This is a genomic window from Shinella sp. 20P9.1.1, assembly GCF_057798995.1.
In genome coordinates this window covers 1-18,349 of record NZ_JBYOLC010000024.1, presented here as the reverse complement: position 1 = coordinate 18,349, position 18,349 = coordinate 1, and the positions used below count along the sequence as shown (strand labels likewise).

Genomic DNA, 18,349 nt, shown 5'->3' with positions numbered 1-18,349 from the left:
GGATCCTATCGCAGGGTAACGGTGGATGCGGAAAGGCCAACGGCCGTCGCCGGATCGTAAAACTGCATGTTCAGGCGGGCGAAGACGGCCTTTGCCTGCGCGCGGTTGCCGAGATGGTAGTAGGACCAGCCACGCAACTGGCTGAGATCCGCCGGCTCGGCAACCAGGCTGGCGCGCGCGTTCAGCGCATCCAGAACGTTCTGGTACTGCTTGTGATCAAAGGCCGAGCGGGCGCGCTGCCAGTAGATTTCGGCCCGGACCTCGCGCGCGCGTTTCTCCGACATCGGATAGGTCGCGACCATGGCTTCGGCATCGTCCGTCAGGCGGCCGCGCAGCAGCGTGAGCGCCGCGCCATAGGCGGCGTCCTGTTGCGTGCGGCTATTGTTCAGCGCGGCTTCAAAGGCGTTGCGGGCATCGGCCAGACGGCTGAGCTCCAGATAGCACCAGCCCTTGATCAGCATGGCGTCGGCCGAAACCTTGCCGCGTGCCTCCTGAGCGGAAACATCCTTGACGCAGGCGCTGTAGCGCTTGGCCTTGAAATGCGCGAGGTAGCTCGCTCCGCCACCGCCGGTGGACGACGCCGTGGTATCAGGCATTTCGACGGCCACACTGCGGCGGGCCTTCGGGGGCGTGGCGACCTTTATCTCGGCCCAGATCTCCGGATAGATCTCGCGATATTCATCCTCCAGCGCGGCATAATCCTTCTTCGCGCCGAGACGCAGCAGGCTCAGCGCCAGCCCCTTGACGCGCACCGGCGCGCTTTCCCAATCCAGCGACTTTTCGAACCAGGCTTTGGCCGCCTCGAACTGGCTGGAATTATAGGCGTACCAGGCGAGAATTTCGGCGTGGTCGGCATCCGACGTCGCAAGGATGGCATTGCTGTAGGCGGTCACCGTCTTGATGTCGGCATCCGGTTGGTCGGGCTTCGAGAAACGCAGCGACAGCGCATTCATCAGGAATTCCGGATCGTCGGAAAATTCCGCAATGTAATCCTCCGCGACCGCATAGGCCTCTTCCTGCTTGTTTTCGGCGGCAAGCGAGAGATAAAGGCCCTTGGCGTTTTCCTCGTCGCGGCGCTTGGCCAGCGCCGCCTTGAACCAGCGTTCGGCACGATCAGGCGCCTTCAGCTTCAGATCGTACCAGCCGAGCAGCGAGAAATCCTCGAGGCGATCCCCTTTCTCCGCCACGGCGCGCAGCTTGGCGACCTCGCCTTCGGCGATCGGCGTCTGGCGCTTTTCATCCGCGTTGAAATCGGCGACGTCCTTGCGCGTCAGGTCGAGTTCGACGGGCTGTAGACCGGCCTGCAACAGAGGAGAGGTGGCGAGCACGCCCATCGCCTTGCGCACGTCGTCCGAGGAGAAATCGCGCGTCGATTTCTGCAACGTGGTCAGGATCTGTGCATCCGGCAGGCGCTTTTCGCCTTCACGGAAGAGCAGGCCGCGATAGGTATTGGTAAGCGCATCCTTCGCGCCTGTCTCTGCATAGGCGTCGAGCAGCATCCAGACGAGATCGACCTCGGTTTCGGTCGACGGGTCAAGCATCTTGGCCGCCTCGATGACGCCCATCCAGTCCTTGCGCGCAGTGGCGGCCATCATCTCGACGCGCTGCTTGCGGCGGGCGAGCTTGGCGGAGAAGTCTTCGCTCGGCCTCCACTGCGGATTTTCCGTCTGGCGGCGACCGATCTCGGCGGCGATGCCGGTGAAATCGTTCTTCTCGTAGAGCGCCCAGAGCGCGGTTTCATCCACCTGCTGCACGACCGGCGCATAGACATCGGCCGGCACGATGAAATCGGGATATTTCAGCCGCAGCCGGTTCGTCTCCGCCTCGAACCGATCCTGCTGCTTTTGTTCGGCATAATAGTAGAGCGCGGCAAGCTCCACCTCGCCGGGGCCGGACTTCGCCTCCTCAGCCAAAGCCAGCGGAGAGAGCGCCGAGGTACCGAGCAGCAGCGCGGTGAGGAAAAGGGATGGTTTCATCGGTCGGACCTCACGCCCTTGCGCGGCACCGTCAGGCCAAGCCAAACGGCGAAGAGGCCGAGGCAAGCAAGCACGAGCACGACATAGATCTGGAAATTATCGGAAAACCAGGCGGCCGCGACGCGGCGCAGGTTGCCAGGGCTGCGATCGGCGAGATCGGCGACATAGCGATCGGCCGCCGGAAGGCTGACGAGCGACAGGCTCGCCGTCTCGATGGTCGCCGTGCCGCCCTGCAGGTCGCGCCAGACGTCGGGCTCGACCAACCGCTGCACGCCGGCATCGACATCCCGCGGCGAGTTCGCCTGGATCACCGTCCAGGTGGCGAGCCCATCGGGGGAGCGCATCTGCGACAGCGTTACCAGCGCGCCCTCGCCATGCGGGGTAACCCGCGCCGTGTTGTCGCCCTCATAGCTCAGCCAGCGGCCGAAGCTGCGTGACGCGGCGGAGAACCAGAGCTGCGCGCGCGACCCGAAGGACAATTCGTCCTCCTCGGCCGCCGTCGAATTGTGGAAGGCCTGCAACAGATCGGCGGTGTCGTTGCCGGTACCGGCGGCACCATCGGAAACCGATGCGGTGTGCACCGGATCGGGCTTCAGGAGATCGGCGACGGAGGCCGTCACCTCGTCCGCATCCGGGAAGGCCGCCTTGCCGGATGTGCCGAGCTCGGCAAAATCGTTCTGCGAGGAAACGACGAGCGCATCGCGGCCGGTGCCTTCGGACGGCGAACCGATGGCGATCTTCGCCGTCAGCGGTGCTCGGGCGGAAAGCGCGAGGCGCGACAGCATGGTGAGGCCGGCGGCCGCGGACTGGCCGTCGGCGCGGTCGATCACCAGATCGAACGGCTTGCCGCCGCCATAGGGATAGGCCTTGCCGGCAAGGGCCGCGAGATCCGGCAGCCGGCCGATGCGGGCCAGCGCCGGCACTTCGATCGCCGTCGTGTCGAGCAGTATGAACCGCGGCTTGCCGTCGTCGCGCTCCTCCGGCCGGCAGGCGGCATCGGCCGCCGTCGGCAGCTCGGCGAGCAGTTCGACGCGGTTGGCGCCGGGATGGAAGGCGCGCAGCGGCAGTTCGATGCGCTTGCCGTCGAACTGTTCGCCCTCGCGGTTGCGGAACGGGTAGCTCTTCACGACCTTGTCGTTGACGCGCACCAGAAGCTGCGCGGTCTGCTCCAGCCCCGGCGAGGTCGCGGCATGAAGGCGAAGGTCGAGCGTGGCATATTCCGCCGGATAGAAATCGGCGGGCATGTCGATGGTGAAATCGGTGCGCGACAGGCGGCCGGAGAAGACGCGGGTCTCGTAACCCGCCTCCTTCAGCAGGCGCCGTTCGCCGGCATCGACGACGAGGGCACCCCTTCCCTTTTCGAAGACCCCCGTCTTCAGCCCATCGGCCATCGGTCCCTTCACGGCGGACAGGACGGCGGCATTGATATCGCCGAGATTGGCGGCGCGCAGCACGACGCGTGCACGGTCCGCCGTGGCACCGGCCTGGACGGAGAGCCCGCGCGGCGCGTTGGCAATGCCAAGCTTCGCGAGCGTGGCGGCACCGGCGCGGTCCATGGCCATGACGAGATCGATACCCGGCCCCGTGCCCGGCTTGTCATCCACCGACACCGTCACATCGTCACGGTTGAGGAAGAGGATCAGCGATTGCAGGACCGGCGCGACCTCGTTCAGCGCCTCCGCGCTGAGAGCGCCGGGCACGACGATGCGCACATCCGTGCGCTGCGCGGCATTGCGGCGAACGGACAGCAGGCTGTCGAAATCCGTAAACGCCGAAGATGCCGCCGTGGCGAAGCCGCTTTGCGCGGGATCGAGCTTCGTCCAGAGCTCATAGGTGGCATCCAGCGAACAATCGACGCGATGATGCTGGCGGGCACGCACGCGCACCACATTGCGACCGGCCTTGAGAAGATCCGGGGCGACGGCGATCTTTTCGGTCAGCACGCCGTTCGGCGAGGCTATGGTGAAGCTGCCGGCATCGCGGCCGTTGACCTCGATATCCATCTTCGCGGTATCGGGCAGCACCGAGACCGCATTGATATAGGCAAGGTTCAGCGTGCCGCCGGCCGAGACCTGCGGCCCGTCGAGCGCGAAGGTAAAGGTCGCGACATCGTCTTCGCCCGACAGCGTATAGGCATCCGCCGATTGCTCGAAGGGCACGAGCATGGCGCCAGCGGTGACGGCTTGCGCCTTTTCGGCCTTCACTCCGGACGGTTGCGGCAGCAGGCCACCGGACAGCGTGGTGCCCTCCAGCAGCGGCTTGACGGCATCGGCAACCAGCCCTTCCGCCCGGCCGGCACCGGCCGATGCGATGAGCAGGGCAAGGCCCAGCGTTCCGAGAAAGGGGGTCTTAGCCATAGGCCTGGGCTCCTGTGAGGACCGGCGGTAGTTCTGCGGCGCGGCCGGGGATCTGGGCATTGTTGTCCTTGACGGTGATGGGCGCGTCGGCGGCGGAGCTGACGGCCCCTTCGCGCACGAGGCCGGCGGAGTAGCGCAGCGCCCGCAGCGTCTCGCGGATGCTCCAGAGCGCGAAGCGCGAGGTGCCCCAAAAGAAGCTGCGGCGGATCTGGCGACGCGCCAGCCGCTCCTGCAACACCGCCTGGTCGGAGAACATCAGCTCGGCGATGGCCATGAAGGTTTCCGGCGTGCGCTCCTTGTAGGCGAAGCCGTAGACGGCGCCCTCGCCCTCCCCGCGGCTGGAGCGGGAAATCACGTCGAAGGCGATGATCTGGCCGGCGCGGCGCAGCTGGATCGTCGCTTCCAGCGGCGTATCGAGATCGATTGCCGGCGCCTGCTCGACGAACTCCACCGAGATACCACCCGAGGAGGCATCCTGGATGATGATATTCTTCAGCTTGCCATCGACCTTCATCAGGGCATGGCGCTTGACCGGCAGGCGCTGGTTGCGGCGTAGTTCGCGGCGTTCGGCAACGACGCCGAGCGCGGCCCCGGCAAGGCCGAGATTGATGAGGTTCCAGCCGGCGACGATCGTGAGCAACTCGGTCGCAACCGGCTCCGTCAGGAAGCGGTAGCCGGAGTAAAGGGCAGCCGCGAGCAGGACGAAGAAGATGATGAAATAGGGCCGCGCCAGGGGCGAGAGCATGCTGCGGTCGAGCGTCTGGCCCTTGGCCGTCACGTTGAAGGTCGGCTTGCGCGGGTTGCGCGCGACGGAGACGATGGAGCCGAAAAGCAGGACCGACTGGACATATTCATAGAGCTCGGAGACCCAGGGCCAGCGCACACGGCCATAGAGATAGCTCTGCATGGCGAAAGAGCCGATGAGATAGGTCACCGCATAGGAGGCGAATTCAAGAATGTTCGCCTGATAGATCTCCAGCGAGAAGAAGATGTAGAGCAGCGGTGAGAAGACGAAGGCGAGCCGCGACAGCGGGAACAGCCAGAACAGGTTGATGCCCGCATAGCAGATGCGCTGGGAGAGCGTCAGGCCCTTGGCGAGGAACGGCCGGTTCAGGATCAGGATCTGCAGCATGCCCTGGCACCAGCGGGCGCGCTGGCCGATGAAGGAGACGAAGGTCTCCGGCTGCAGGCCGGCGATCAGCGGCTTGTCGACATAGAGGCTGTGCCAGCCCTTGGAATGCAGCGCGAGCGCCGTCTCGCAATCCTCGGTGATCGACTGCCCGGAGAAACCGTTGGCCGCCAACAGCGCCGAGCGCCGCAGCACCGCGGCCGAGCCGCAGAAGAACGAGGCGTTCCACTTGTCTAGCCCGCGCTGCAGGATCGAATAGAACATCTCGTTTTCGGAGGGCATGCGCGCGAAGGTCTGGAGGTTCTTTTCCAACGGATCCGGGTTCAGGAAGTAGTGCGGCGTCTGGACGAGGAAGAGCTTCTTGTCCTTGGCGAAATAGCCGACAGTCTCCCGCAGGAATTCGCGCACCGGCGCATGGTCGGCATCGAAGACGACGACGAGTTCGCCATGCGAGACCTTCAGGCCCTCGTTGAGATTGCCGGCCTTGGCATGATCGTTCTGCTTGCGGGCGTGGTAGACCACGCCGAGCGATGCACAGAGCGCCTTCAGCTGCTCGTGCCGGCGGATAGCGGCGATCGAGACGCGCGGATCCCTATGATTGCGCTTGGCCTCGGTGCCACCGTCGTCGAGCAGATAGACGGTCAGCTTGTCCTTGGGATAGTGCAGCGACTTGGCGGCAGCGAGCGTGCCGGCCAGAAGCTCCGGCTCCTCGTTGTAGGACGGGATGAAGACGTCGACGGTCGGAAGATCGGCGGCATCGCCGAGATCCGGCGCCTTGCGCTTCAAGGGATCTGCCAGCATGAAGAAGCTGATCGCCAGCATGGCCAGGCAATACATCTCGGCGAGATAGAGGATCAGGCCGGGAATGAAATTCAGCGGTTCGTAGATGCTCGGCAAGGTCTCGGTGGTACGCCAGAAGGCGTAGCGCATGGCGAGAATGCCGGCAAAGATGAAGGTGACGAGCCGCAAGGTGGTGTTCTCGGGGCGCGTCATCGCCAGGAACATCACGCCGAGTACGGCGAAACTCAAAATAAGCTGGGCCTGGAGGCTGAGTGGCAGCCAGAGAAGGAACAGCCCGATCATGCCAGCAGGAATCGCCAGCCACTTGACGCACGTCATGTGCATTTGAAGAACCCCATTTGCATCGCGGCAGCGCGTCATGCGGACCGGTTCCCGTCATGAGAACGGGATGACCCTAGGGATTCATTGGTCAACGGATTCCTAATACAGTGCCAAATCGGGATGGCGGCCGCTGGCGTGGTAAAGGAAGGGTTTACAACCGCTTAGTCATGCAGCACCGGCCGCGCGCGCGCCACCAGCACGATGCCGCCGAGCGAGACGAGAAGGCCGAGCGCCATGGCCCAGGAGAGTGGCTCGCCGAACATCAGGAAGGCCCAGATCATCGTGACCGGCGGGCTGAGATAGAGGATCGCCGTCACCCGCGCCGGCGAGGATTTGCGCAAGGCGAGATAATAGAGGCTCCAGGCGCCGAAGGTGGCGACGAAGACCAGCCAGAGAATGCCGCCGATGAAGCCGCGATCCATGACCGGCAATACGCCGCCCTCATGCCAGGCGAGCACGGAAAAAATCGTGGCCGCCGAGAGGCATTGGAAACAGAGGCTCTGATAGACCGGCATGGCGTTCACCGGGCTGCGCTTCTGCAAAAGCGTGGCCAGCGCCAGCGACAACGTGCCGAGCACGGGCAATCCATAGGCCCAGAGCGGGACATTGCCCCAATCGAGCGAACCGCCGGATGCGATGATCACGCCGGCAAGGCCGATGAAGGAACCGATCCATTGCCGCCCCGTCAGCGCCTGCCCGAGAATGGGCCAGGACAGGAAGGCGACGGCGAGCGGCAGCATGTCCGTGATCAGCGCGACGAGGCCAGTCGGCACGCCAAGCCCAATCGCCAGCGCGAAGCCCGAGAGATAGCCGGCCATGGCAAGGGCACCGAGCAGCATCTGGAAGAGCACGTCCCTGCCCCGGATTTTCGGCCCCATGGTGAGCGCGAAAGGCAGGAGCACGAGGCCGGACACGAGGCTGCGCCACAGCAGGATCAGGAAGATCGGCGCATGATCGCTGGCAAAGCGCACGCCGATGAAGCCGGCGCTCCAGCACACGACGAGCGCGGCTTCGAGAAGGATGAGCACGGCAAGCGCCGTGAACCGGTTCGGCCGGCGATAGGGCAAGGCAGCGTCTTGAGCGGTCATAGCTGGTCCACGATCGAAATGGCGATCCGGCGCGCCGCCTTCAGGCGCCCGTCATGACCATCGAGGCCCGCGCGGGCCATCGCCCCCTCCAGCACGAAGGAGAGATGCTCGGCGGTCTCGTCGATTGCCGCAGCCGGCTTCATCTGACGCAGGTAATCCTTGAAGAGCTGTTCGACCTCTTCCTTCTGGAAGGCGACCGTCGCCCGGCCCGCGTCGCCGACGGGAAGTTCCGCCGCAGCATTGAGCAGCCCGCAGCCGCGAAAACCCCAGCCATAGGCGAGCTCGGCATGATCGACATAGGAATCGAAGACGGCGAGCAGCTTTTCGCGCGGTGTCGCGGCCGTGGCGAGGCGCTCGCGATAGAGCACGTGCCATTCCTCCAGCCGCGCATCGAGATAGGCCTTCACCAGATCCGCCTTGGAGGCGAAGTTGTTGTAGAGGCTCATCTTGGCGACACCAGCATGGGCGGTGATCGTATCGATCCCCGTCGCCCCCACCCCATCGCGATAAAACAGCTCCGCAGCCGCTTTCAGCAACCGCTCCCGCGCCGACACCCGCTCGCCCATCATCCACCTCGATTTTTATATAGACCGATCTACCCAATCAAGATGATTGTCAAGAGATTCGGCGGCGTCGGGATTTTTCGCTTTCGCGATTTGCAGATCGGTAAACTTGCAGCAGCCGCGTCAACAGGGTCGCAACACCCTCGCCCTACAACCCCAGGGGTAATGACAGGAGCGATTTTCATGAAGTTCATATTTGCCGCATCCGCCGTTTTCGCCACCACCCTGCCGGCAATCGCAGCCGACTGGCCTCAGGCCGATGTCGATGCGGCCATTCAGATCGTCACGACACGAGAGAAGGACAGCGGCATTGAGGAATGCGTGACCTCGTCCGGCACGACGGTCGCCTACATTGCTACGCAGCGCGATATCGATGCCGACGGCGTCAAGGAGGTGCTTATCAGCAGTTCTCCCGCCAAATTGGGGAATGGCGTCACCGGCTGTTACGGCATGACCGGTCAGAATATCTTTCTCCTGTCCAAGGCCGGCGACAACTGGACGATGCTGATCACGGCCGACAATACGCAGGAGCTGATCTTCCATCCCCGCAAAACGGGTGGGATGCCGGATATCGAGATGACCGGTCCCGGCTTCTGTTTCCCGATCCATCGCTATGATCGCGGCGAATATCGATACTGGAAAGTCTGCGACGGCAACCAGCAGCTTTTCGCCGACGCGGCGCCATGGATCACGGACAAATCGAGTGTCGCGCCGCGCGACGGCGAGACGGCGCAGGTCGAGACCGCCTCCTTCGAGGCCGGCAATGCCGTCGACATGCGCAGCCTGTTCGACCACAACGGCTCCGATGTCCGCATCGATCCGGGCGCCGGCACGATCGTCTATGAAAAGCCCAAGACAAAGATCGCGGGTACGGTGAAGGCCGGCATGCTGCTGTTCAAAGCAAGCGCGCCATGGGATCCCTATGACGACAGGGCGACGATCAAGGGCACGGCCTATGTCTTCAAGAAAGGCTGCGAGCCGGCGCCGTACGAGGTGGCAGGACGGCAGGAGGGCTGGCACACATTGGTGCTGAAGGGTGCTGCACCCGTCCGCGCGAAAAATGGATGCGCCGTCGTCGGCTACAAGATGAATGGAAACGCGACACTGAAGTTCGTGAGCTGGGGCGACTGACAGCGCGCCGCCGGCGCGGCACTCAGATCACGATGGCAAGAAAACGGTACAGTTGGGAGAATGTTTCCTCTCTCCCGATAAGTCCTATCGAAACAACTTATCAGGAGAGAGGAATGGTACGGTTGAGTGGGGTCGAACCACCGACCTCAGGTGCCACAAGACTAAGGTTTCACCTGCCCTCGTCAACAAGTTAACCTGAAATCGCGTCAACCAATTATGTTTACACTGATTTCATTGAGTATTTTTCAAGCCTTCCAACCTTTCTTGTGACCGGCCCTTACATAATTCGCCCCGACATTCTAAATGTGAACTCGGTATAGGATCGGTATAGAATTTTGGGGGCGCAGATGGCTTCGAAGACTACTCGTGTTAAAATTAAAGAAACTCCTCATATAAAGGAGGCAATCCAAAAAGCAAAAGCAGGCATGCCGACCGGCGAACTGGATATCTACGCGGACGATTCCGTCTCTGGTCTCCAGCTTCGCGTTCAGGGTCAACGGGCCTTCTGGGCACTAAAGTACGGTTCGAGCACCAAGAACTTAGGTGAGGTCTATTCGCCGAAGCCGATTATGACCAGAGAGGTTCCGTCGATCACCGAGGCCCGTGAGCTTGCCGGAAGTTGCAAAAAGGTTTTGGACAGTGTGCCGGACCTTTTCGATGCTATCCTAAATCGATATTTCGAAGAGCCCGTCGGTCAGCGCAATTTCGAAGACGCCAGAACAGGCATTCGTCGAAAGGCGACCACATGGACGCTCCAGAAGTGTTTCGAATTCACTATTGAAGACAGGACCAAGGTGAAGGCTAAGGAGCCAATAGGGGAACTTTATGCCGATGAACTTCGGCTAAGCCTGCGCCGTCCACAAATGAAAGACGTCCTGACAAAGCCTGCGGTCGAGTTGACCCGAGGCGACTTCGATGCCGTCCGGGAGGGCATCCTTTCAAAGAACGGCGTGTCTCCGGCAAACAAGACCCTGTCTCATGTTCGCATGGTTCTCGACTATTGCATGCGAAAAGCTTCCAAGGATTCCGGTCTCGATCATAGAGATGAGTGGTGGAAGCTCATCGAAAGCGCAGGCAGTGTCAAAAAGCGAAATCGAATGCCCACCGTCGATGACATTGTGAAAATCTTGGTGGTCGCAGAGGAATATCTGGAAAAGCCCTTGCCCGGTCGAACAGACGGGAAGCACGGCGTTCGACCGAACGTCTATGCAGGGCTTTGGTGGCTGGTCCTCACGGCACAGCGGACCTATGCTGCCCTACACCTTCCGCGTCACAGCTTCTTTCCAGATAAAAGCGGAGAAGCTCCATCGCCAGAATGGTATCTGGCATCGTGGCCTGACCAAATCATGAAAACAATCGAGTTCACACTTCCAATCCCGCCTCGTGTTGTTGACCACATGAAGCCGCTGATGGATGCGGCGAAAACGGAAGGAAGCGAATGGGCATTTCCTTCTGAACGTGGTTCTTCGGAAAACGATATCGCGCTCGCCTCTTCTGCCGTCCGACAATGCCTCCAACGACTGCGTGCAAAAGACCCGTTGATGAATAAGGGTGGTAAGCGCAATCCGGCAGCTGTCGATTTCTTCGAAAAACTGGGGGTTCCGTGGTGGTCTCCTCACGACCTCCGTCGCGCAATCGGCAAGGAACTGGACAAAGCAGGCATTCCTGGCGGCTCGTCTGCCGTACTGGCACACAAGATCAAGATGCCGGACCGTCCGTTGAACGACCGTGAACGCGCAGCTTGGGCAGAACAGCATGTCGAGGATATCACCCGTCAAGCTTACCACGACCCTATCCATATGCAGCTCAAGGCCAAGGCAATGACTGTCTGGACGGATGCAATCCTCGACCGGTACGAAGCACTGTCTCCGCGCGCGCAGGCAAGAATTCAAGAACAGAAGCGTCTCCAACGAGCCAAGTTTGTTTTTCAGGACGTGCTGTACGCTCATCGGGCACGTGATGCTGCTCTTATTGCAATCCACCCTTTGATCGAAGCCCAAAGGGCGAAAGTCGCCAAGACCGAGAGAATGATCGAGACTATGATGACGGAGACACCAGTCCCTCTGAACGATATCGCGTTCGCAAAAGATGAGCTGGAAAGCTACCAAGCTGACTTGGATCGTCTTCTGACTGCCCCTGGAACTGCGTTGATCAAACCAAGCGAGGAAGCCCGTAAAGGGAGCATGGTCGATGTCATGCACCACGGATTCTCGACTTATGATTTCCGGTCTGAGGCACCTGAATATTGTGAGCTTCGTGATCGATACATCACCGGACTCATGAGCCTTGAGACCTTCAAATCGACGCTGTCGGACAAATACGGCTACGATTTCTCACTGGATACTCAATCGATGTACTTGCCGGGTCGCGAACCGGTTTCAGCAATCGCGTCGTGAAACGTGCTTGACTGCTGAACGCATTGAAATGGCTTGCGCTGTACAATGGTCATAGCTCTTGTATAGCGCAAGAATCCGCCGCGAAAGGAAGGGTCATGACATTTCATCCTGAACGGGTCCGAGAAGACTACAAGGCCGATATCCAATCCATCCGCGACCGGCATGGTGATGACGTGATCGTTGACTGGGTCGAGCGATATCACGCGTCTGATGATGTCGACCGTGACGATGTGATGGAAGCTTTGGGCATTAACTACGTCGGCACATTTTACGAGCTGATCCGCGCATACGAGGTCAGCAAACCGGAGCCGGACCCGGCCGAGGAAGCACGTCAGCTGGAGATGATGAGGCTGCTGCTGGATGGTGAGAAGGTGCCGGAAAGCCTGAGGAAACCGGCATCATGGACAAAGCAGTTGAACTGATCAGCGCTTAAGTTCGAACGTCAGACATTGTGCCGGGCGGCAACTCTGGCACGGATTTCGGCGATCTGCTGATCGATATCATCCAGGTCGATCAGGTAGCCTTCCCGAATAATCGAGCCTGCGTAAAAGCCCATGCTTTGGGTCAACTGTTCCATGATGCTGTCGATCAGGTCGTCTTCGTAAGCGGTTCCGTCATTGTCCCAGGCGACTGAATATCCGCTCGGACGGTGGTCGATGCACTGTTCGAGGATAAAATTGGCATCCGGAACGAGCTGATCGATGTTACCGAGATAGACCTTGAGCACTTCGAACTGGCGTGGCGTCAGCACTACGGAGCATCCAGGCCCCAGCATATGACCCGCCAGGAATTCCAAGGTCCGCGTGTAGTCCAGCGTCTCATCATTGGCGACATCGGCCGGGATCATACCTGCTCTCCTGACATAATCATCTCGATCTCGGCGATGATCGCGTCGCGCTTGATTTCATCTACTGTCGACATTGGGTGCTGGGTATCGATTGCGATCTCGTATCCGCGCTGACGTTTCCGAAATTTGATTTCGTGGTGCCGACCAATCGCCCGGTCGACCGCCAGAAACTTACGGCGGAGATCGGCCAGCTCCATGTCGGTGCCGTCGAGCTTCAGGTCGGATACCAGGAACGGTCGGAAATCGAGTTCGATCTGCTTCGCCAAGTCCATAGTCATAGCCTGATCGAGACCCAACTCAGCGTCAGTCCACATCGGCTTGTCATGCTCATCCGTTCGATCAGGGTCAAGGATAACACCGTCATCCGCCCTCAGTTCGCCGACGACGTGTCTATGACTGTCGCAGAGCGTTGCTGCGTGTGCACCCAAACGCAGGCGACCAGGCTGACCACACTCCTGGCACGTTCGCAGGGATTGCCGACGCGCTCGTTCGCGCAGGCGTGACAGCCAATTAGACTGCAGTGGGGTCAGCGTCCGAATGTCGGAGCCGGAATAAATTCGCAGAGCACCGAATTTTTCCTTGCACCACCGCATCGAGACGATGAAATGGTAGGCCTGAAGAGCACGCAGCTGATCGCAATAATCCGCGACGATGCCGATCCAGCCCGGGCCGATTTCGAGACCTCGTGCGCCTGGCCCCAGATCGGGAACATAGACACCCGCATACTCAACCATGAAATCTTCGTGGCGACGGCGTCGGATTTCCTCTCGGAATGTCCGGATGTCGGCATCGGAAAAGCGCAGGCTGCCTACCACCTGATCAAATGACTTGCCCTGAAAGTCGTCAATGATCGCATGCGGCCGGATGTCGCCGACGTCAATGATATGCCAGACTGAGTGTTCTTTCACCCCGAGCTGCTCAGCGAATTCACTGAGCGAGTAGGTTTTGTCTGGCTCTGAACCATGGGATATGCGCATTGCTATCGCCATTCTGACGGCCATCCTCGCTTGCTCGCCGCCGTCGCGATCATCTGGCCACGGCAGCTGATACGCCCACGCGGTGATCGCCTCGACGGTGCGCTGATGTCCCATGGGGTGGTGATCGACAAACGATTTAGCCCATGCGTCGATGTCGTCGCGATGCTCGCGCTGGATCGAGTGGAAAAGTTCGATCCAAGCTTGGTCGCGGTCGGAGAAAAAACCCGTTCGGAATTCAGTCAGAACGTCGTCGTATGGCTTGGCAGCAGCGCGCGCTGCTTCGATGCGCTGCCGAGCTGCATCCATCATGGCGATCTTCAGGGCCTTCTCTTCCCCGGTCATTTTGCTGCCTTCCTCGCCTGCCACTCCCGGAAATGTCGGTCGCAGCACGTCCAATACCAACCGCACAAAACCCTCAGCTCCCCCTCATCACCGCACTCCTCGCAAGTATGAGCAGCGCGCCCAATCACCTGCTCTTTAACGATGCCAATCATTTCTTGAGCAGCGGAAGGCTCCGGCGGATCGATATCGTCGACCCACTCCATAAAGCCGTCGACATCCGGTCGCTCGAATGGCGCTGGGCGTGTGTAAATGCGCAACTCGCCGAATTTTTCCTTGACCTGCGTGACGTACCAGCGGCCAACCTCATCGTTATGGCGCAACACCCCTTCGAGCTGTTCGCAAAAATCGGTCAAAAGGTGCCACCAACCGGGACCGATGGTGATCAAATAGCGCCATTCCTGCTCAGAATTATTCGGATCGAAGAGGTCGGCATAGCGCTCGCGGACGAAAGCGACGTACTCGTCATGCGTCATCGGCAGGGTCCTCCTTGTTGGCTGCCAAGCTCGCTTGATCCGACTGCCATTCCGCATGCTTAATGACGTCCTTGACCTCGAATTGAGATGCTGGATCGGCTTGGTTACAGCGGGCGCTCAGGAAAAGCTGCCCCTCGGATTCCTCCACTTTGGTGACATAGACCTTGCCCGCCAGGCCACGCTCATCGACGATTTGTTTGATGTCATAGAGAGCTTGGCGAAGGATCGGAAAGTTGCGGTCGCTAACGGATAACGACACTCGCGAGTGCTCTGTGAAGAGCACAGCCATCTCTTCACGGAAACGGAGGCGCTCCTCGTATGCTTCGACCTTTACAGTCAGCCTCTCCCGTGCAATCGAGCCATGCTCCTCACACAAAAACAAAGTCATCCGCCCGATCTGACACGCCGTTCCTGGATGACCGCATTTCTCGCAGGTCACTTTGACGGCCGAACCGAATGCAGAAAATGCCTCAAGGCATGCAAACGCACAGCCATCGCTCCACTGATCAGGAGGCAAGAGCGGAGATGCAAAAGCGACAGCACCAGAGGTTGACGTCCGCTCAACGCGGAGCGCAACCCATGTCGCAACGTTAGGGTAAACTGGATCGACCAGCGACAGCTGGCGCATGGCTTGCAGCATATCAACGAGAGGTCCGATCCAACCGTTAGGCAGGCTGTCCATGCTCTCGTGATAGTAATGATCAAAGGTCTGCAGGAATTCGATCTGATCAGGGGTCATGCCACCACCTCCGCATCCCGCATGGCTGCCGTGAGCGCCTGAAACGTAGCGGGCGCATATCCCAAATCCGGGCAATCGACTCCACAGTCTCGCGACCGGCCGTGCGGCGGCAAGCGACCGTGAGAGTGCCCGTAAAGATGCCAGGAACCATGAATGCTGGCATTCCAGGTACGGCATGCGTAATGCGACAGGATCACCCGCTCGCCATTTTGCTTACATTCGGCGTAGTGGGTAGGCGGCTGGTCCCAAGCGAGGCTGGCGATGGACTTGCGAACGTTGCCCTTATGGTCAATGTCATGGTTGCCAAGCACCAGACGTTTGCGACCCCTCAGCTGGGAGAAGATCGACGCAGTGCGTTCGGCATCGTAATACGAAAAATCACCCAGCATCCAGACGATGTCTTGATCCTTCACCGTCGCGTTGTGAGCGTCGATCAGGTGATAGTCCATCTCGTCCGTCGATGCGAACGGGCGGCTCTGGAGCATCTTTGCATGACCGAAATGCTGGTCCGCCGTAAAAAACTTCTGGGTGAACGCCACAGCTAGGTCCTTTCCTAAACATACAAAAACAATCCGGACCGATCAGGTGATCGGCAGAGCGCGGCTCATAGATTGTGTATGTTCAGGACCTGCATGTTCTTTGTGCCTTCTTGGAATGGCAGTTGGCGATGCGTTGAAGATAGTCGGTACCGCGCATAATGTAAAGCGGTACCTTTTCAATGCGTTACGAGACCGTGGGAAACTAGATAATGAAAGTTTGGGATGATTTCGCCCGTTTCCTCGTCACGGCGGGTAGGAGCAGGACCATCAACGTCCTGCCTGCGAGGCATCAGTTTTCCATTAATCGGCGACCGGTCTAGCTTGTCCTTCTGCGCGAACGTCGCTTTCATGATTTTCTCGATTTTCTTCCAGTCGTGATCGAACACCGCTTGGCAGACGTTCTTTGCGGTCCAGCGCATGCGGACTGGGTGAGCCTTTGACATCAAACCCATCGCCTTGGCCAAGCCACCAAGATTGACACCATGAAGGGCAGCTGCAGCTCTGACAGCTTCCCAGACACCTGGGGTAGACGTCAGCGTTTCGGCCAAGTTCGAAACACTTACGGAAAGCTTGGAAGCATAGGGAGATGAAAGGTTAGTCGCGACCCTTTCGATGGTGGCGACTAGATTGTAGATGGAATGGCGAAGGATGCCATCTGACGGCACAGGTCTATTCTTTGCCGACGGAGGACGAATTTCATGACGTGCAGGCACACCCATCCGGTGGATATCGCGCGGGGTGCTGATCGCCCAGTGCTCGAAAATCCTGTCGACGCCAACACGCGGATCGTCGAGGGCGGCGAAAATGTCATGGCCACACAGGTGATGTGAGACCATTCGATCCGGGTCGGCTGTGATCGCGTCGAGCATTGTTCTCCAGTGGAGAGCTAGCTGTCGCGGGCGATTCGAATTTTCCTTTGCGATGTCCGATCTGTGATAAAAATTGGGCTTCCTCAAAACTTGCGCTGCTCGTGTGACGGCGGCTAAAGACGGCAAATACTCAGGCGGATGGATAGGGTCAGGCATCGTCACATCCGTCTGAACCTCGCTCTTCGTTCTAAGCTTTTTTCGTGCAAGCAGGTCGACGCCGCTCAACTCGAAATTATGTTTACGACGAACCTCGAAAACCAGTGGCTTCAGCGGGGAGCCCCGTTTATTTTTGTCGCGCTCTAGCGGCTTCAGGTAAACGCAGAATTCTTGCACGCAGATGCTTATGTCCTGCAAAGCGGGCTCTACGCAGCGCTTCAGAAAGAGTGTCGCATTGAATGGTTTCCGCCGCGCGTGTGACCAGCCGATCTTTACCGCAAGTTTCTGCGCATCAATCTCCAGCGGTCTGATGTAGCCGTCGTCGTGCCCAGCCTTAACAGCTAGGAGCTGGTAAATGGCGTTGGTGTATTTGCAGGTAAACTGACTGATGGCGTGCAGACTGACCCAGGTATACGGCTTGGGCTGGAGGAAAACCTCTCTGACGACGGGTGGAATTTTGAAGTGGAGGACCGAGCTGCCTCGGTCGATAAGTCCCTTCAGCTCCCTCTTCATGTTCTTCGGCAAGTCCGATTCGACTTCGAAACCGAGAAGAGGAACTGCTCCGGTGTAGCGTTTACGTTTTGCCACGTCGCGTACATCGTATTGGACTTGGGTGGATGCCACTCTGACGAGGGCATCGATCAGTCGCTCGACGGAATCGGTCTGTAGGAAATCCATCAGGATTTCTGCCTTGATCGAATGGTGCGCATTCGCCATGCCGCCGTCTTTTGCAATGGCAAGTAGCGCCTCATACAAAGCCATATCCTTTGCGGAGGCCCTGTTTTCGAGCACAACTTCAGCGCTCTCTATGAGTATCGATGGCTTTGCAAACTGCGGTCGTTGTTTGTCCATCTCCTTAATCGAAGAGATCGCAGCCATTAGATCGGCGGCGCGGATGCCTTTTCTTTTTGCTGCTCGTTCCAGTAGTGTGTCGTTGTCGGTCGGTTTCCAGATGTCCAGTTGCATGTTAGGCGTCTCAGTCTCGGTATGAACATGCTCACCCGGTCGGCCGACTTCGCAAAGCGTTTTCTACTAACAAGCTGCGATTTTTTTGACGCTGTTCGTTGGATGATAAATCCGCCGCAGAGACATCTTCTTACAGTTTGTTAGCAAAAGAACTTGCTAGAGTCCTTATTTCCCAGGCGATCCAGCGTTTTTTGCTACCCGGATACTCTATAAATTTTACTAGGACTGCGTCGCATGCCTGGGGGAATTTGTAGAGTATGGGTTAGTTCTAGCTAGGACAGGGCTTTGAATGAGGAATCGGAAAATCCAAGTCATCCATTTCCTTCTTCAAGACGAGAAATGGAAAAGATAAAGAAGAAGTTCACCCTCCTCTCCCAGCCTCGTTCCAGGCCCAACGCAAAATCATTTTGACGCGTCAAAATATTCTCATTCTCCAGAACGCCTGCAGTTTGTTAGTAAATCATCGCCGAAAAAGCTTTTGGAAACATGCATTTATCCAATTTTCGCTACCCGGATACTCTATAAATTTTACTAAGGACTGCGTCGCAGGCCGTGTAGGATTTGTAGAGTATGGGTTAGTTCAGAGCTATGACTAGGTTTTTGAAAAAGGAATCGAAAATATCCAAATTCTTTGTTTCTTTCCTCATCTTCAAAAATTTTGATGAAGCCAAGATTGTTT

At 59.0% G+C, this 18,349-nt stretch carries 14 protein-coding genes; 3 read left to right on the top strand and 11 right to left on the bottom strand.

Going from position 1 to position 18,349, the window contains the following annotated elements; genetic code table 11:
• Nucleotides 1-5 precede the first annotated feature (5 nt).
• The 5 genes from AC27VQ_RS25125 to AC27VQ_RS25105 all read right to left on the bottom strand — a co-directional run bounded on the left by AC27VQ_RS25125 (nt 6) and on the right by AC27VQ_RS25105 (nt 8,238).
• On the bottom strand, nt 6-1,976 hold the full coding sequence (locus AC27VQ_RS25125) for a tetratricopeptide repeat protein (protein WP_488718481.1): 1,971 nt from the start codon (nt 1,974-1,976) through the stop codon (nt 6-8).
• Nucleotides 1,973-4,333 (bottom strand): cellulose biosynthesis cyclic di-GMP-binding regulatory protein BcsB, encoded by a 2,361-nt coding sequence (locus tag AC27VQ_RS25120; protein ID WP_488718480.1) that lies wholly within the window; start codon nt 4,331-4,333, stop codon nt 1,973-1,975. Before AC27VQ_RS25120 ends, AC27VQ_RS25125 begins: the two co-directional genes overlap by 4 nt.
• Nucleotides 4,326-6,581 (bottom strand): UDP-forming cellulose synthase catalytic subunit, encoded by a 2,256-nt coding sequence (gene bcsA, locus AC27VQ_RS25115; protein ID WP_488718491.1) that lies wholly within the window; start codon nt 6,579-6,581, stop codon nt 4,326-4,328. Before bcsA ends, AC27VQ_RS25120 begins: the two co-directional genes overlap by 8 nt.
• Before the next feature lie 164 nt (nt 6,582-6,745).
• Nucleotides 6,746-7,672: a DMT family transporter gene (locus tag AC27VQ_RS25110; RefSeq protein ID WP_313532549.1), complete on the bottom strand. Its 927-nt coding sequence runs from the start codon at nt 7,670-7,672 to the stop codon at nt 6,746-6,748.
• On the bottom strand, nt 7,669-8,238 hold the full coding sequence (locus tag AC27VQ_RS25105) for a TetR/AcrR family transcriptional regulator (protein ID WP_488718479.1): 570 nt from the start codon (nt 8,236-8,238) through the stop codon (nt 7,669-7,671). The genes AC27VQ_RS25110 and AC27VQ_RS25105 overlap by 4 nt, the downstream gene beginning before the upstream one ends.
• 180 nt (nt 8,239-8,418) lie before the next feature.
• Between AC27VQ_RS25105 and AC27VQ_RS25100 the strand changes: the two genes are divergently transcribed.
• The 3 genes from AC27VQ_RS25100 to AC27VQ_RS25090 all read left to right on the top strand — a co-directional run bounded on the left by AC27VQ_RS25100 (nt 8,419) and on the right by AC27VQ_RS25090 (nt 12,184).
• Entirely contained in the window at nt 8,419-9,366 is a 948-nt protein-coding gene (locus tag AC27VQ_RS25100; RefSeq protein WP_488718478.1) for a hypothetical protein, read from the top strand.
• 347 nt (nt 9,367-9,713) lie between these two features.
• Nucleotides 9,714-11,762, top strand: a complete 2,049-nt coding sequence (locus AC27VQ_RS25095; protein ID WP_488718477.1) for a hypothetical protein — start codon at nt 9,714-9,716, stop codon at nt 11,760-11,762.
• 95 nt (nt 11,763-11,857) lie between these two features.
• A complete protein-coding gene (locus AC27VQ_RS25090; RefSeq protein ID WP_488718476.1) occupies nt 11,858-12,184 on the top strand; it encodes a hypothetical protein in 327 nt (108 codons plus the stop codon).
• Between the two features lie 20 nt (nt 12,185-12,204).
• Here the strand turns inward: AC27VQ_RS25090 and AC27VQ_RS25085 are convergent, their stop codons facing one another.
• From AC27VQ_RS25085 to AC27VQ_RS25060, 6 genes are all read right to left on the bottom strand, one after another.
• Complete coding sequence (locus tag AC27VQ_RS25085) at nt 12,205-12,609, bottom strand: hypothetical protein (RefSeq protein WP_488718475.1); 405 nt, start codon at nt 12,607-12,609, stop codon at nt 12,205-12,207.
• On the bottom strand, nt 12,606-13,928 hold the full coding sequence (locus AC27VQ_RS25080; protein WP_488718474.1) for a hypothetical protein: 1,323 nt from the start codon (nt 13,926-13,928) through the stop codon (nt 12,606-12,608). Before AC27VQ_RS25080 ends, AC27VQ_RS25085 begins: the two co-directional genes overlap by 4 nt.
• On the bottom strand, nt 13,925-14,401 hold the full coding sequence (locus AC27VQ_RS25075) for a hypothetical protein (protein ID WP_488718473.1): 477 nt from the start codon (nt 14,399-14,401) through the stop codon (nt 13,925-13,927). Before AC27VQ_RS25075 ends, AC27VQ_RS25080 begins: the two co-directional genes overlap by 4 nt.
• Complete coding sequence (locus tag AC27VQ_RS25070; RefSeq protein ID WP_488718472.1) at nt 14,391-15,140, bottom strand: hypothetical protein; 750 nt, start codon at nt 15,138-15,140, stop codon at nt 14,391-14,393. The genes AC27VQ_RS25075 and AC27VQ_RS25070 overlap by 11 nt, the downstream gene beginning before the upstream one ends.
• Nucleotides 15,137-15,679, bottom strand: a complete 543-nt coding sequence (locus AC27VQ_RS25065; RefSeq protein WP_488718471.1) for a hypothetical protein — start codon at nt 15,677-15,679, stop codon at nt 15,137-15,139. Before AC27VQ_RS25065 ends, AC27VQ_RS25070 begins: the two co-directional genes overlap by 4 nt.
• Before the next feature lie 176 nt (nt 15,680-15,855).
• Nucleotides 15,856-17,670 (bottom strand): hypothetical protein, encoded by a 1,815-nt coding sequence (locus AC27VQ_RS25060; RefSeq protein WP_488718470.1) that lies wholly within the window; start codon nt 17,668-17,670, stop codon nt 15,856-15,858.
• Nucleotides 17,671-18,349 lie beyond the last annotated feature (679 nt).

Excerpts from the sequence above, each read along its gene's own strand:
- AC27VQ_RS25080 (WP_488718474.1), bottom strand. The coding sequence starts at position 13,928 with ATGACCGGGGAAGAGAAGGCCCTGAAGATCGCCATGATGGATGCAGCT.
- AC27VQ_RS25100 (WP_488718478.1), top strand. The coding sequence starts at position 8,419 with ATGAAGTTCATATTTGCCGCATCCGCCGTTTTCGCCACCACCCTGCCG.
- AC27VQ_RS25110 (WP_313532549.1), bottom strand. The coding sequence starts at position 7,672 with ATGACCGCTCAAGACGCTGCCTTGCCCTATCGCCGGCCGAACCGGTTC.
- AC27VQ_RS25090 (WP_488718476.1), top strand. The coding sequence starts at position 11,858 with ATGACATTTCATCCTGAACGGGTCCGAGAAGACTACAAGGCCGATATC.
- AC27VQ_RS25075 (WP_488718473.1), bottom strand. The coding sequence starts at position 14,401 with ATGACGCATGACGAGTACGTCGCTTTCGTCCGCGAGCGCTATGCCGAC.
- AC27VQ_RS25120 (WP_488718480.1), bottom strand. The coding sequence starts at position 4,333 with ATGGCTAAGACCCCCTTTCTCGGAACGCTGGGCCTTGCCCTGCTCATC.
- AC27VQ_RS25060 (WP_488718470.1), bottom strand. The coding sequence starts at position 17,670 with ATGCAACTGGACATCTGGAAACCGACCGACAACGACACACTACTGGAA.
- AC27VQ_RS25105 (WP_488718479.1), bottom strand. The coding sequence starts at position 8,238 with ATGGGCGAGCGGGTGTCGGCGCGGGAGCGGTTGCTGAAAGCGGCTGCG.
- bcsA (WP_488718491.1), bottom strand. The coding sequence starts at position 6,581 with ATGACGTGCGTCAAGTGGCTGGCGATTCCTGCTGGCATGATCGGGCTG.
- AC27VQ_RS25070 (WP_488718472.1), bottom strand. The coding sequence starts at position 15,140 with ATGACCCCTGATCAGATCGAATTCCTGCAGACCTTTGATCATTACTAT.
- AC27VQ_RS25125 (WP_488718481.1), bottom strand. The coding sequence starts at position 1,976 with ATGAAACCATCCCTTTTCCTCACCGCGCTGCTGCTCGGTACCTCGGCG.
- AC27VQ_RS25085 (WP_488718475.1), bottom strand. The coding sequence starts at position 12,609 with ATGATCCCGGCCGATGTCGCCAATGATGAGACGCTGGACTACACGCGG.
- AC27VQ_RS25095 (WP_488718477.1), top strand. The coding sequence starts at position 9,714 with ATGGCTTCGAAGACTACTCGTGTTAAAATTAAAGAAACTCCTCATATA.